General features: G+C 68.6%; 12 protein-coding genes. 4 read left to right on the forward strand and 8 right to left on the reverse strand.

Features of this window, described 5'->3' with window-relative positions; translation table 11 throughout:
* Positions 1-21 precede the first annotated feature (21 nt).
* The 4 genes from CFB40_RS30890 to CFB40_RS30905 form a co-directional block, all read right to left on the reverse strand.
* Positions 22-1152 (reverse strand): amidohydrolase family protein, encoded by a 1131-nt coding sequence (locus tag CFB40_RS30890; protein WP_089428900.1) that lies wholly within the window; start codon positions 1150-1152, stop codon positions 22-24.
* A 1-nt stretch (position 1153) separates the two neighbouring features.
* Positions 1154-2461: an MFS transporter gene (locus CFB40_RS30895; protein WP_089428899.1), complete on the reverse strand. Its 1308-nt coding sequence runs from the start codon at positions 2459-2461 to the stop codon at positions 1154-1156.
* Positions 2462-2543: 82 nt separating this feature from the next.
* Entirely contained in the window at positions 2544-3824 is a 1281-nt protein-coding gene (locus CFB40_RS30900; protein WP_089433440.1) for a CaiB/BaiF CoA transferase family protein, read from the reverse strand.
* A complete protein-coding gene (locus CFB40_RS30905; protein ID WP_089433441.1) occupies positions 3821-4807 on the reverse strand; it encodes a hydroxymethylglutaryl-CoA lyase in 987 nt (328 codons plus the stop codon). The genes CFB40_RS30900 and CFB40_RS30905 overlap by 4 nt, the downstream gene beginning before the upstream one ends.
* Before the next feature lie 172 nt (positions 4808-4979).
* On the opposite strand from CFB40_RS30905, the gene CFB40_RS30910 reads away from it, so the two are divergent.
* Positions 4980-5798 carry an IclR family transcriptional regulator gene (locus CFB40_RS30910; RefSeq protein WP_089433442.1) on the forward strand — a complete coding sequence of 273 codons (819 nt, stop codon included), beginning with the start codon at positions 4980-4982 and terminating at the stop codon, positions 5796-5798.
* Positions 5799-5939: 141 nt separating this feature from the next.
* The gene (locus CFB40_RS30915; RefSeq protein WP_089433443.1) at positions 5940-6578 is read left to right on the forward strand and encodes a 2-hydroxychromene-2-carboxylate isomerase; all 639 of its coding nucleotides are present in this window, start codon (positions 5940-5942) and stop codon (positions 6576-6578) included.
* Positions 6579-6631: 53 nt separating this feature from the next.
* Here CFB40_RS30915 and CFB40_RS30920 read toward each other — a convergent pair whose 3' ends face one another.
* Complete coding sequence (locus tag CFB40_RS30920; protein WP_089428894.1) at positions 6632-7615, reverse strand: LysR family transcriptional regulator; 984 nt, start codon at positions 7613-7615, stop codon at positions 6632-6634.
* Positions 7616-7716: 101 nt separating this feature from the next.
* Here CFB40_RS30920 and CFB40_RS30925 point away from each other — a divergent pair, with 101 nt between their 5' ends.
* Positions 7717-8949: an MFS transporter gene (locus tag CFB40_RS30925; protein ID WP_089433444.1), complete on the forward strand. Its 1233-nt coding sequence runs from the start codon at positions 7717-7719 to the stop codon at positions 8947-8949.
* Positions 8950-9378: 429 nt separating this feature from the next.
* Entirely contained in the window at positions 9379-10071 is a 693-nt protein-coding gene (locus CFB40_RS30930; RefSeq protein ID WP_089433445.1) for a phosphatase PAP2 family protein, read from the forward strand.
* 100 nt (positions 10072-10171) lie between these two features.
* On the opposite strand, the gene CFB40_RS30935 is transcribed toward CFB40_RS30930, so the two are convergent.
* The 3 genes from CFB40_RS30935 to CFB40_RS30945 all read right to left on the reverse strand — a co-directional run bounded on the left by CFB40_RS30935 (position 10172) and on the right by CFB40_RS30945 (position 12820).
* Complete coding sequence (locus CFB40_RS30935) at positions 10172-10831, reverse strand: glutathione S-transferase family protein (protein ID WP_089428892.1); 660 nt, start codon at positions 10829-10831, stop codon at positions 10172-10174.
* 125 nt (positions 10832-10956) lie between these two features.
* Complete coding sequence (locus CFB40_RS30940) at positions 10957-12027, reverse strand: MBL fold metallo-hydrolase (RefSeq protein WP_089433446.1); 1071 nt, start codon at positions 12025-12027, stop codon at positions 10957-10959.
* A gap of 139 nt (positions 12028-12166) precedes the next feature.
* Complete coding sequence (locus tag CFB40_RS30945) at positions 12167-12820, reverse strand: peroxiredoxin (protein WP_089433447.1); 654 nt, start codon at positions 12818-12820, stop codon at positions 12167-12169.
* Positions 12821-13293 lie beyond the last annotated feature (473 nt).

Here is a 13293-nt window from a genome sequence, read left to right on the forward strand (position 1 = left end):
CCGGGCCCGCCGCCGCGCGCGTCAGCCGAGCCGGTAAGCGCGCGTGACCGTGCCGCGGAACAGCGCGTCGCGCTCGTCCGGGCTCGCCTGCGCGGTCAGCCTCTTGAACGCATTCCAGCCGTTCACGAACGAATACGAGCCCTTGTCGACCGGGAAATTGCTCTCGAACATGCAGCGCCCGGGGCCGAACGCGTCGATGCAGGTCATCATCCACGGCTTCCACGTGTCGGCGAGCTGCACGGAAGACGGCGGCCGTTCGCCCTTCTCGAAATCGAAACCGTTGATGCGCATCCCGAGCCCGCCGACCTTCACGTACACGTTCGGCAGTTGCGCGAGCGTACGCATCGACGCCGACCAGCGCTCGAACACCTCCGGCCGCTTGTCGGCATAACTGGCGATCCGCACGACACCGCCGCAGTGATTGACGATGACGCGCGTATCGGGGTTCGCCTTCGCCAGCTCGAACAGTTCGGGCAGTTGCGGAAAGAACAGCCACGCGTCATACGACAGCCCGAGCGGCGCGAGCTGGGCGACGCCCGCGCGGTACGCGGGATCGAGCAGCAGCCCGCGCGGCACCGCCGACAGCGGATTGGCGAGCGTCGGATCGGCGTCCCAGGTCGTCAGGTGACGCACCCCGCGGAAGCGCCCGCGACCGGCTTCGAGATGCGCTTCGAGCACCTCGCGCACGCGTTCGCCGAGGCGCAGGTCCGCGTGGCCGACGATGCCTTTCGCGACCGCCACCGGGCCGTGCTGCAGCGGCTCGGTCACGCCCGCGACGTAGGCCGTCTCGCCCACCGGTTTCAGTTCGGCCGGGCCCGAGTCGCGATAGCGCGTCTGCGCCTGCATGTAGACGGACGCCTGGATGTTGTGGCCCGAGCGCGCATCCTGCAGATAGTCGTCGAGCATATAGATCCAGCCCGGCCGTTCGTAGAAGTGATGATGCGCGTCGACGATCGGCAGGTCGGGCTCGAGCGCGGGTTCGAGCGCCGACGCGAGCCAGTCGGGGCGGACCGCGAGATAGTTGCTTTGCGTCGTCATGCGTGAAACTCCTTCCTGGGTGGCCGCGCGCGCCTTGGTGAACGCGGGCAGCGCGAGCGAGGCGGCGGCCGCGCCGAGCAGCCGGCGTCGCTTGATCGACATCGTCGTGTCCATGTCATTCGCTCCGGTCGAATGCAACCAGCGACAGCGTGAGCAGCGTCGTGATCGCCAGCACGATCGCGAGGCCCAGCATGCCGGCGGTGAAGGTGCCGAAGCTGTCCTTCAGGTAGCCGACGAGATAAGGGCCCGCGAAGCCGCCGAGCGCGCCGATCGAGTTGATCAGCGCGAGCCCGCCGGCCGCGGCCTGGCCGGACAGGAAGCGCGACGGCAGCGTGTAGAAGATCGTGCGGCCGGCGATCGTGCCGATCAGCGCGAGCGTGATGCCGACGAGTGCCGGCCCGAGCGTCTGGAAGTGCGTCGACACGCCAAGCGCCACCGCGCCGATGAACAACCCGATCGCCAGGTTCGCAACCGGGCCGCCGCGCCGGTCCACGCGCTTCGCCCACCACAGCAGTGCGACGGTCGCGAAGAAGTACGGCACCGCGGACAGCCAGCCCGTCTGCATCGTCGACATGCCGTGCGCCTTCAGCATCTGCGGCAGCCAGATGCCGATCCCGTAGGACCCCATCGTGAAGCCGAACGAAATCAGCGCGAGCAAGTACACGCGCACGTCGCGCAGCGCGATGCCGAAGCGCTTCTTGCGGCCGGCGGCCGCGCCGTCGCGCTCGAACGCACGCTGCAGCGCCGCCCGCTCGTCGTCGGACAGCCACGCGGCATGCGCCGGCGAGTCGGACAGCAGCTTCAGCACGAGAAAACCGAGCGCGCACGCCGGTAGCCCTTCGACGATGAACATCCATTTCCAGCCGGCGAGCCCAAACACGCCGTCGAGTTGCAGCAGCCACGTCGACAACGGACCGCCGATCAGCGACGACAGCGGCGTCGACACGGTGAACCACGCGAGCACGCGCGTGCGGTAGCTCGCCGGAAACCACACGGCGAGGAAGAAGATCACGCCCGGAAAGAATCCGGCTTCGCCGATGCCGAGCAGCAGCCGGATCGCGTAGAAACTCGTCGGCCCGGTTGCAAGCGCGGTCGCGGCCGCCATCAGCCCCCACGTGATCATGATGCGGGCAAGCCAGCGCCGCGCGCCGAAGCGGTACAGCGCGAGATTGCTCGGCACCTCGAACAAGCAGTAGCCGGCGAACATGATCCCCGCGCCCCAGCCGAACTGCGTCGCGGTCAGGCCGAGATCGCGGTTCATCGTGAGCGCCGCGAAGCCGACGCTCGTGCGGTCCAGGTAGTTGAAGAAGTACGCGAGCGCGAGCAGCGGAATGAAGCGCCACGCGGCCTTGCGCACGGCCCGTTGCTCGAGCGACGCGTCGGTCTCGCGATCGTCGGCCAGTGCCGGGGAAGCGGATGTCATGGTTGTCTCCGTGGATGGGGCGGCCGCGCCCGTGCGTGGCACGGCCGGGACGCCTTTGTTCGTTCGGTGAATCGCGGCCGCGCTACGCGCTCGCCAGTTCGTTCGGTGACGGCGCGCCGCCCGGCGCCGCATCGTCCGCGCCATGCTGCCCCGCGACGACGCCGGCTTCGATCAGCGCACGCGCATCGTCCGGCGTGTAGCCGAGCTCGCCGAGCAGCGCGCGCGTGTCCTGGCCGAGTGCGGGCGGTGCCGCGCGCAGCCGCAGGCGTTCGCCGCCAAGCGTCAGCGGCAGCAGCGCGGTGCGCGTGTCGACCGGCCGCCCGGCGCTGCTCGCGTCGGCCGGCAGCGTCACGGCCTCGAGGCCGCCCGTGGCGAGCAGGTGCGGATCGTCGAACAGGTCCTGCGGTTTCGTGATCGGCGCGTACGGCAGGCCGTTCGATTCGAAGATCGCGCCGATCTCCGCGGCCGAATGCGGCGCGAGCCGCGCACGCAACTCGGGCAGCAGCCACTCGCGCGCCTGCACGCGCAGGTTGTTGGTCGCGACGCGCGGATCGTCCTTCAGCGCGGCCAGGCCGAACGCATCGCAGAACAGCGCCCACTGCGTGTCCGATACGACCGCGAGAAAGATCTGTTCGTCATCCTTAACTGAAAACACGTCGTAGACGGCCCACGCGGAAATCCGGCTCGGCATCGGCGAGGCGGCCTGCCCGGTCACCGCGAACTGCATCATGTGCTGCGCGACGAGGAACACGTTGTTCTCGAACAGCGAACTCTGCACCTGCTGGCCGCGGCCGGTGCGTTCGCGCTGCGCGAGCGCGGCCATCGCGCCGATCGCGCCGAACATGCCGCCCATGATGTCGTTCACGCTCGCCCCCGCGCGCAGCGGCCGCCCTTCCGGGCCCGTCATGTATGCGAGGCCGCCCATCATCTGCACCACTTCGTCGAGCGCGGTGCGATGCTCGTACGGCCCCGGCAGGAAGCCCTTGTGCGACACGTACACGAGGCGCGGATTCAGCGAATGCAGCACCGGATAGCCGAGGCCTAGCCGGTCCATCGTGCCGCTCTTGAAGTTCTCGCTGAACACGTCCGCGGTCGCCACGAGCCGCAGCACGATCTCCAGCCCGCGCGGATCCTTCACGTCGACGGCGAGGCTCTTCTTGTTGCGGTTGAACATCCCGAAGAAGCCCGCGCCGGAACCGCGCAGCGCGCGCGTGCTGTCGCCCGCGATCGGTTCGATCTTGATGACCTCCGCGCCGAGATCCGCGAGCAACATCCCGCAGGTCGGACCCATCACCATGTGCGTCATCTCGATCACGCGCGTGCCTGCGTACGGCAGCGTCGAAGCCGGTTGGTGGTCGTTCATTGCGCGACTCCCGTCAGGCATCCTTCCGGTTGCACCGCGCTCGGAGCGCGGCCGTCCGCGTAACGGAAGCCTTTCGGCAACCCGGCGTCCGGCACATGGCCGTACAACGCCTCGGCCGGCAGCGCCGCGTGCAGGATCGCGCGCGCGGCGAGCAGCGCGTCGACGTCGATACCCGTGTCGAATCCCATCGCCTCGAGCAGGAACACGAGATCCTCGGTGACGATGTTGCCGGTCGCACCCGGCGCATACGGGCAGCCGCCGAGGCCGCCCTGGCTCGCGTCGATCGTCGTCACGCCCGCGTCGAGCGCCGCGACGACGTTCGCGAGCCCCTGCCCGCGCGTGTTGTGGAAATGCGCGCCGCCGGCCTTGTCGCCGACTTCGCGCTGCAGGCGCAGGAACAGCCGGCGCACCTGCGCCGGATTCGCATAGCCGCTCGTGTCGGACAGCCCGATCTCGTCGACGCCGCATTCGGCCATCGCCACCGCCATCGCGATCGTCTCGTCGTCGCTCACCGCGCCCGCGATCGTGCAGCCGAACGCGACCGACACGCCCGCCTCGATGTGCACCGATGGAAACCGCTCATTGCGCAGCGCGACGATCGCACGCACCTCGTCGATCATCTGCGCGGGCGTCTTGCGGATGTTCGCCAGCGAATGCGCTTCCGTCACCGAGACCGGCAGCGTCAGCTTGTGCACACCGGCCTCGAATGCGCCCTCGGCGCCGCGCAGGTTCGGCGCGAGCGCGGCGACGTGCAACCCGGGAATCGCCAGCGCGTGCGCGACGACTTCGCGCACATCGGCCATCTGCGGCAACAGCTTCGCCGGCACGAACGACCCGACCTCGATCTCGCGCAGGCCGGCCGCGGCCAGCGCGGTGATCCAGCGCAGCTTGCCGGCCGTCGGCATCACGGCCTGGATGCTCTGCAGGCCGTCGCGCGGCCCGACCTCGCTGACCAGCACCTTCGGATATTCGGAAACGCTCATTTGACACTCCATCGTTCTGCTTGAAAGAACACCGTTCTGTTTGATAGAACTCTATGCGTGCGTCGAATGGGCTGTAAGCGGGGTATACCCGTGAAATTGCGATTTTTTGGAACTTGAGTTCTGTCAGGCAGAACGATATAGTCGATCGATCATCCTCAGAAGGAAGCACGCAGTGCCCAAGACTCAAACCGATCACGCCGGCAGCGAGCCCGATTCGGCCGAAGAAGCGTCCAGCGGCGTCGCCGTGCTCGATCGCGCGTTCGCGATCCTCCGTGCGTTCGGGCAGACCGACGACCGGCTGTCGCTCGCGGAGCTGTCGCGTCGCACCGGGCTGTACAAGAGCACGATCCTGCGCCTGCTCACGGCGCTCGAACATGGCGGCTTCATGCGCAAGCTCGACGACGGCCAGTACGCGATCGGACACGAGCCGCTGCGGCTCGCCGCGCTGTATCAGCGTTCGTTCCGGGTCGGCCCGGTGGTCGAGCCGCTGCTCGAGACGCTGAGCCGCGAACTCGGCGAAACGGCGTCGTTCTACGTGCGCCAGGGCGACATGCGCTCGGTGCTGTACCGGGTCGAGCCCGCCCGTGCGGTGCGCGTGTCGATTCGGGTCGGCGAGGAGTTTCCGGTGCGCCAGGGTGCGTCCGGGAAGGTGCTGCTGGCGTTCACCGACATGCAGGATGCGCAATGGCACGACGTGCGCGAACAGCTGTGGGCCGCGTCGTACGGCGAGCGCGACCCGGAGACGGCGTCGGCATCCGTGCCCGTGTTCGGCGCCGCCGGCGAGTGCGTCGGCGCGCTGACCGTATCGGGCCCGAAATCGCGGCTCGCCGACGCACCGGCCATGGCGGCGGCGCTCGCGATGCTGTTGCCGTTCGCGCAGAAGGCGACCGTCGCGCTCGGCGGCTCAGGTGCACGCTACGACGCAGCGGCCGTGCGCGACAGCCTCGCGCGGCTCGCATCGCCAGCGGACCACGGCGACGCGGCGTCGTAACCGGCGGCGGCGCGCGCCTGGCCACGCAACAGCGCAAAAGGCGGCCGCGTGCGACACTGGCCGCCGATGCATGCATCGCGCGCCGCCTGCGGGCATGCCGCGCGAGCCACCGCCAACCGGACACGCTTGAGGGTCGCCACCATGAACGCCGCGCGCACCGCTACCTGGTATTTCGATTTCGTTTCGCCGTTCGCCTATCTGCAGCAGGAACAATTCGACCGGTTGCCGGCCGCCGCCGCGTTCGAGCCGAAGCCCATCGTGCTCGGCGCACTGCTCGCCCACTGGGGCCAGAAAGCGCCGGCCGAGATCGCGGCGAAACGCGTCTTCACCTATCGCCACGCGCAATATCGCGCGGACAAGCTCGGCATTGCGTTCCGGATGCCGCCCGCGCACCCGTTCAATCCGATCAAGCCGCTGCGCCTCGCGATCGCGATGGGCAATTCTCCCGACGCGATCCGGCGGATCTTCCGGCATATCTGGCGCGACGGCCAGGACGTGTCGACGCCGGAGGGCTTCGCCGCGCTGTGCGAAGCGGTCGATTTTCCGGAAGGCGTGACGGCCGTCGACGCCCAGCCGGTGAAGGACGCACTGCGCGCAAACACCGACGACGCGATCGCGCACGGCGTATTCGGCGTGCCGACCTTCGCACTCGACGGCGACCTGTTCTGGGGCGAGGATGCGACCGACATGTTCGCCGACTGCGCGACGTCGCGCGCGTGGCTCGATTCGCCCGAGGTGCGCCGCATCAGCGCGCTGCCCGAAGGGATCCGGCGCGGCTGAAGCCGCTGCGGCCGCCCGCCGCCCTCCGCTTGCGGCACATCCCGCGTCGGAGGTCAGCTGTCGCGCCCTTCGACGAGCCCCGGCACGGCCTCGCGCATCATCGCGGCGAACCGCACGAGCCGCGACGGATAGAACTGCGCATGCGGGTAGGTCAGGTAGACGGGCAGCGGCGCGGCCTGCCACTCCGGCGCGAGGTGCACGAGCTCGCCGCGCGCGAGGTGATCGGCCAGCATCCATGACGAGCCGACGCACGCCCCCACCCCCAGCAGCGCCGCACTGCGCAGCGCGTACAGGTTCGCGGTCGTGATGCGCGGGCGCATCGCAATGCGTCTCGTCTCGCCCGTGACCGAATGCGTGAGCGCCAGCTCCGTGCGGTAATACGTGCGCAGCGCGAGCCACGGCAACTCGGCGAGCGCATCGGGGTCGGCCGGCACGTCGGCGCCGTTCAGCACGGACGGTGCGGCGACCACGAAGCGCGGCACCTTCGACAGCCGGATCGCGACCACGGCCGGATCGGTCGGCTCGCCCACCTGGATCGCGCAATCGATGCCGCTGCCGACGAAATCCCGCACCTCGTCCTGCAGCAGCCACTCGACCGACACGCGCGGATAGTCGCGCAGGAACCGCGCGAGCGGCTCGACGAAACGCTCCTGGCCGAATGCGTGCGGCACCGCGACCCGCAACAGCCCGTCCGGCTCCTCTTGCGCACCGCGCAGATCGGCCTCGAACGCCGCCCAGTTCGCCAGCAGTTCCTTCGCGCGCTTGAAGCAGCGCTCGCCGTCGACGGTCAGCCGCATCGTGTGCGTGGTCCGCTGCAGCAGCCGCATGCCGAGCGAGCGCTCGAGCGCCTGCAGCCGCCGGCTGATGGTCGGCTGCGTCGTATGCAGTTGCGCGGCCGCGGCCGACAGGCTGCCGGCTTCGACTATGCGCACGAAGGTTTCCATCAGCTCGAAACGATAGCCGGCGCCGTCCACCGGCACCGCCTGAATGCGCGGAGACCCGCCAGCAGCGGGAGAGAAGGGGGATTTTTCGGTCATTCGTGGAGCGTATAACAAATCTGCGCAGGGCGGCACTACCGTGGCCGGCCGCATGCCGCCACACTCGCGTCCATTCCTTCATCGCAACCAGGATGCACGCCATGTCCATCCCGTCCCGTCTCGATGCCGCGCCCCGCGCCGCTCACGCCCCGGCCCAGCCGGCCGCCCATTCGATGCCCGATCGCCGGCTCGTGCTGCTGCTCGCGGCCGCCGCCGGCCTCGCGGTCGCGCCGCTCTACTACGCGCAGCCGATGCTCGGCGCGCTCGGGCCCGATCTCGGCGCGTCGGCACGGGCGATCGGCTTCGTGCCGACGCTCACGCAGCTCGGCTATGCGCTCGGCATCCTGCTGCTCGCGCCGCTCGGCGACCGTTTCGACCGCCGCCGCGTGATCGTGACCAAGGCCGCGACGCTGGTCGTCGCGCTGCTGCTCGCCGCCATCGCGCCGTCGCTCGGGCTGCTGCTCGCGGCGAGCTTCGCGATCGGCCTCGCGGCGACGATGGCGCAGGACGTCGTGCCGGCCGCCGCGACGCTCGCGCACGACGCGCATCGCGGCCGCATCGTCGGCACGGTGATGACGGGGCTGCTGCTGGGCATTCTGCTGTCGCGGGTCGTGGCCGGATTCGTCGCCGAAACGGCCGGCTGGCGCGCGATGTTCGCGCTCGCGGCCGTCAGCGTCGCCGTGATCGGCGTCGTGGCCGCGCGCGGGCTGCCGCACTTCGAGCCGACCACGCGCCTGCCGTATCGTGCACTGATCGGGTCGCTCGGCCAGTTGTGGCGCCAGCATCCGGCGCTGCGCCGCGCCGCGCTCGCGCAGGGGCTGCTGGCCATCGGGTTCAGCGCGTTCTGGTCGACGCTCGCGGTGATGCTGCACGGCGCGCCGTTCCACCTCGGCAGCGCGGCCGCGGGCGCGTTCGGGCTCGCAGGTGCGGCTGGTGCGCTGGCCGCGCCGATTGCCGGGCGCCTGGCCGACCATCACGGCCCCGAGCGCGTCACGCGCATCGGCATCGGCATCGCGACGGTGTCGTTCGCGTCGATGGCCGCCGCACCGTTGATGTCGGCGCATGCCCAGCTCGTGCTGCTCGCGGTCGCGACGATCGGCTTCGATCTCGGCGTGCAGGCCACGCTGATCGCGCACCAGGCAATCGTCTACCGGATCGACCCCGCGTCGCGCAGCCGCCTCAACGCGGTGCTGTTCGTCGGCATGTTCATCGGGATGGCAGCCGGCGCCGCGATCGGCAGTTTGTTGCTCGCGCAACTGGGCTGGAATGCGGTGACCGGGCTGGCCGTCGTGACGTCACTCGCCGCGCTCGCCGTGCGGATCTGGCGCCACTGAAATTCCGCATCGCACGCACAACGCGGGCAGGCCCACAGGGCTTGTCCGCCTTTTCTTTTATTTTCGATCGGCGCACGCATGACGCTGCGCAGTCCAGCCGATTCGTGCGCATTCGGCACGAAAAGCCCCCATGCGGCGCAAGGTCCGCACCCGCTCGAACGAATGTCCAGTTCAACCGATTATTTTTCCGATGGCCGTGTGCATCAATGCGAAAACGTCGGACGATTCGATGCGCCCCGCCACGCGGCGCCCGCCCATCCGGCCCCACCGCACAGCCCCGTTTTATCAGGGGATTCCCGGTATTTTTTCGCATTTTCTTCGAAATATCGGGTGACATACTTGCCCCCCGTTGCGCTCCGGTACGAGCGCGCTTTTCGATCCTGCCGGCCGCATGTCATGCGCTGAGCGTCCGCCCGGGTCGCACAGAACATGAACGATTTCGACACCACGATCCAGACCTTCCTCACCCACATCACGTTCGGCCCGCTGATGAATCACGCGATCCGCGTGATCGCGGGCCTGTACACGTTCAAGGGCTTCGTGCTCATTCCCGTGCTGTGCTGGCTGTGGTTCCAGCCGGGCCCGAACCGCGAGCGGCAGCGCGAGCTGGTCGTCGCGACGATCGCGAGCGGGCTCATCGCGCTCGCGTTCGGCCGGCTGCTCGCGCAGGTGTTGCCGTTCCGCGTGCGGCCGATCTACAACCCCGACCTGCACCTGCACTTTCCGTCGGCGGGACTCCGCGCGGCCACGCTGCAGGCATGGAGTTCGTTTCCGAGCGATCACGCGATGCTGTGGATGGCGATCGCCACCGGCATCTTCATCATCGCGCGCCGCGTCGGCGTATTGGCACTGGTGTATGCGGTCGTGTTCATCTGCGTGCCGCGCGCGTATCTCGGCTTTCACTATCCGACCGACCTGATCGCGGGCGCCGCGATCGGCATCGCGCTCGCGTGGCTGCTGACGCGCGATGCAATCCGCTCGCGCTTCGCGCCGCAGGTGCTCGCGATGATCAAGCGCTTCCCCGCGCCGGCCTACACGCTCGCGTTCCTGCTGTGCTTCGAGCTGATCACGCAGTTCGACGAACTGCTGACGCTCGCGCAGTCAGCCACCCACACGATGTGACGGAGAGACGCCGCGATGCTGCCGCTGCTTACGTTCCGCCGCCCCGGCACGCGCTGCCGGCCATGCGCAGTGGCGGCGCGCCGCGCATCGCCCGCGCCGATCAGTCGCGATCAGGCGCACCCAGCGGAAAGAACGGGCGAAACGGCCGCGCCTCGTCGACCGCGCGCGCGAACGACGGCCGCGCCAGCAGACGCCGGCGATACGCCAGCACGTTCGCGAACGACGGATCGATCCGATGCGTCCAGTCCGCGTAGAACAGGAACGGCGCCGCGCCGCAGTCGGCGAGGCTGAAGCGGTCGCCGGCCGCCCATTCGCGATCGGCCATCTTCTTGTCCAGCCACGCGTACGACGTCTCCAGCATCGCGCGCGCATCGGCCACCCCGCGCGCATCGCGCTCGGCCTCCGGCCGCAGCGCGTCGAACACGACCTTCTGCTGCGGCGTCGACACGTAGTTGTCGAAGAAGCGATCCATCGTCCGCACCTCGAGCGCCGCGTGCGGATCGTCGGGCAGCAGGCGCACGGGGCCAGGATGGTTCAGGCCGAGATACTCGATGATGATCGACGCCTCGATCACCGTGCGGCCGGCATCGACGAGCACCGGAAAGCGCTTCAGCGGCCACAGCGCGGCCAGCTCCTGCATCGGCTTCGGATCGTCGTGCGCGAGCACGCGATACGCGAACGGCGTGCCGTTCTCGTACAGCGCGGTCAGCACCTTCTGGCAGTAGGACGAAAAGGGATGGGCGTAGAGCGTCGGCATCATCGTGCGGTCTCTCAGGGTTTCGGCGCCGCGTGATGCGGCGCCACGTAATCGGATACCTTGACGACGAACGGCACGCGGCCATTTCGACAGCGAGTCGAATTTATTTTGTCGTGCGACTCGGGCCGTTACGACCGGCCGTCCATCACGACGCGCCCTTCGGCACGCCAGCGCAGCATCCCGCCGCCGAGATTCGCCACCGTGTCGAAGCCGGCCTTCAGCAGAATGACAGTCGCCTGCGCGGATCGCCCCCCGGCGCGGCACACGGTCACGACCGGCCGGTCGCGCGCGATCTCGCCGGCGCGCGCGGCCAGTTCGCCGAGCGGAATCGGCGTCGCGCCGGGCAGGTGGCCGAGCGGGCCGGTGAATTCGTCCGGCTCGCGCACGTCGACGACCTGCACCGCCGGCAGATGATCCTCGAGCCATTGCGGATCGATTTCCCAGAAGCCGGCGAACGTATAGACGAGCGGCGCCCAGTCGGGCGCGGCCTGTACATCGGGCGCGTTCGCGGCGACGCCGCATTGCAGGTTCGCCGGCACCGCGACGTCGATCTGGCGCGGATGCGCGAGCCCGAGGTTGCGCATGTAGCCCGCGAAATCGTCTTCGCTCAGGTCGCCGCCAAGACGCGGATTGAAGCGCCGCTCCTCGCCGACGCTCGTCACCGTGAGCCCGCGATAGTCGTGCGCCGGATACAGCAGGCACGCGGCCGGCAGCGTGAAGAGCCGGCCGTGCACCGCGCGATACAGCGCGCGCGGGTCGCCCTGCTGGAAGTCGGTGCGGCCCGTGCCGCGGATCAGCAGGCAATCGCCGGTGAACGCCATCGATTCGTCGTCGAGCACGAGGCTGATGCAGCCGCTCGTGTGGCCGGGCGTCGCGCGCACTGTCAGGTAGCGCGCGCCGAACGCGCAGCGGTCGCCGTCGTTCAGGTAGCGGTCGGCGCCCTGCGCGCCGCTCGCGGCCGATATCGCGATCGTGCTGCCCGTGCGCTGCTTCAGCAGCCACGCGCCCGTCACATGATCGGCATGCACGTGCGTGTCGACGGTCGCGACGAGCCGCAGCCCGAGCTCGTCGAGCAGCGCCGCGTCGCGGCGCACCTGCTCGAACACGGGATCGATCAGCACCGCTTCGCGCGGCGCGCTGTCGGCGAGCAGGTACGTGTACGTTGACGATTGCGGGTCGAAGAGTTGCCGGAAGATCATCGCGAAGTCGCTCCGTCGCTGGTTGACGCTTGTTTTATGCGTACGTGACGCTGTCGTCCGGCCCGCGCCGCGACTATCGCTGTCGCGCGGGCCGCCCCGTCGTGGTCCTGCATCGCCGGCATCCGGCCGGCACGGTGCGTCAACGCGGCTGCGTCACGTAGCGCAGGTACGGCTTCAGCGTCCGGAAGCCGTCCGGATACTTCTGCTTCGCCGCATCGTCCGACACCGACGTCGGAATGATGACATCGTCGCCGGGCTTCCAGTTCACCGGTGTTGCCACCGTATGCTTCGCGTTGAGCTGCAGCGCGTCGAGCAGGCGCAGCACCTCGTCGAAGTTGCGCCCCGCGCTCATCGGATAGACGAGCATCGCCTTGACCTTCTTGTCCGGCCCGATGATGAAGACCGAGCGCACCGTCGCGTTGTCGACCGCCGTGCGCGGGCCGCCGCTCGCATTCGGATGAATCATGTCGTACAGCTTCGCGACCTTCAGCTCGTCATCGCCGATCAGCGGATAGTTGACTGCATGCCCCTGCGTTTCGGCGATATCCGCCACCCACTCCCGGTGATCGCTGACCGGATCGATCGACAGCCCGATGATCTTCGTGTTGCGCTTGTCGAATTCCGGCTTGAGTCCGGCCATGTAGCCGAGTTCGGTCGTGCACACCGGCGTGAAATCCTTCGGATGGGAAAACAGGATCGCCCAGTGGTCGCCGATCCATTCATGAAAGCGGATCGTTCCCTCAGTGGTCTCCGCGGTGAAATCGGGCGCGTCCTCGCCTAGTCGAATCGACATGTTCGTCTCCGTGAAAGGGGAATCGTCACGACGCCCGCGCCGCGGCTTGCGCGCGACGCGCGATCGTCCGCGCGCGAAGGGCCGGCATGGCACATGCCGTGGTCCGCGCGTTCATATAGCCTAGTTCAAAATGCGCGCGCCACCGGTATCGAGCACGCGGCGTGCTTGCGTAACGCGGCCGATTCCGACGATGGATACGGTGCGGCAGAACCTCGCGCCGCCCCCGGCCGCCGATACGCGCTGACTTACACTACCGGCTGTTCTCGTCTTACGTTCACAGGAATTCCACCGACATGTCGATGACGATCGATCGCAGACAAAGACGTGTAAATCGTTGATCTTTAACCACTAGTCTCGCGCCGGTCAGAACGCAGCCTAGGTAGGCTTTGTTGATTTTTATTGAGTTTCCGCACTATCGATCTTTGTCGCAGGCACAGCGTGGTCACAGTTTCCTCAATGGCTACTACGACCCG

Origin of the sequence: Burkholderia sp. AU31652 (genome assembly GCF_002223155.1) — a bacterium.
Taxonomy (GTDB): domain Bacteria; phylum Pseudomonadota; class Gammaproteobacteria; order Burkholderiales; family Burkholderiaceae; genus Burkholderia.

Excerpts from the sequence above, each read along its gene's own strand:
- CFB40_RS30920 (WP_089428894.1), bottom strand. The coding sequence starts at position 7,615 with ATGACCGAAAAATCCCCCTTCTCTCCCGCTGCTGGCGGGTCTCCGCGC.
- CFB40_RS30900 (WP_089433440.1), bottom strand. The coding sequence starts at position 3,824 with ATGAACGACCACCAACCGGCTTCGACGCTGCCGTACGCAGGCACGCGC.
- CFB40_RS30905 (WP_089433441.1), bottom strand. The coding sequence starts at position 4,807 with ATGAGCGTTTCCGAATATCCGAAGGTGCTGGTCAGCGAGGTCGGGCCG.
- CFB40_RS30915 (WP_089433443.1), top strand. The coding sequence starts at position 5,940 with ATGAACGCCGCGCGCACCGCTACCTGGTATTTCGATTTCGTTTCGCCG.
- CFB40_RS30940 (WP_089433446.1), bottom strand. The coding sequence starts at position 12,027 with ATGATCTTCCGGCAACTCTTCGACCCGCAATCGTCAACGTACACGTAC.
- CFB40_RS30890 (WP_089428900.1), bottom strand. The coding sequence starts at position 1,152 with ATGGACACGACGATGTCGATCAAGCGACGCCGGCTGCTCGGCGCGGCC.
- CFB40_RS30945 (WP_089433447.1), bottom strand. The coding sequence starts at position 12,820 with ATGTCGATTCGACTAGGCGAGGACGCGCCCGATTTCACCGCGGAGACC.
- CFB40_RS30895 (WP_089428899.1), bottom strand. The coding sequence starts at position 2,461 with ATGACATCCGCTTCCCCGGCACTGGCCGACGATCGCGAGACCGACGCG.
- CFB40_RS30935 (WP_089428892.1), bottom strand. The coding sequence starts at position 10,831 with ATGATGCCGACGCTCTACGCCCATCCCTTTTCGTCCTACTGCCAGAAG.
- CFB40_RS30925 (WP_089433444.1), top strand. The coding sequence starts at position 7,717 with ATGTCCATCCCGTCCCGTCTCGATGCCGCGCCCCGCGCCGCTCACGCC.
- CFB40_RS30930 (WP_089433445.1), top strand. The coding sequence starts at position 9,379 with ATGAACGATTTCGACACCACGATCCAGACCTTCCTCACCCACATCACG.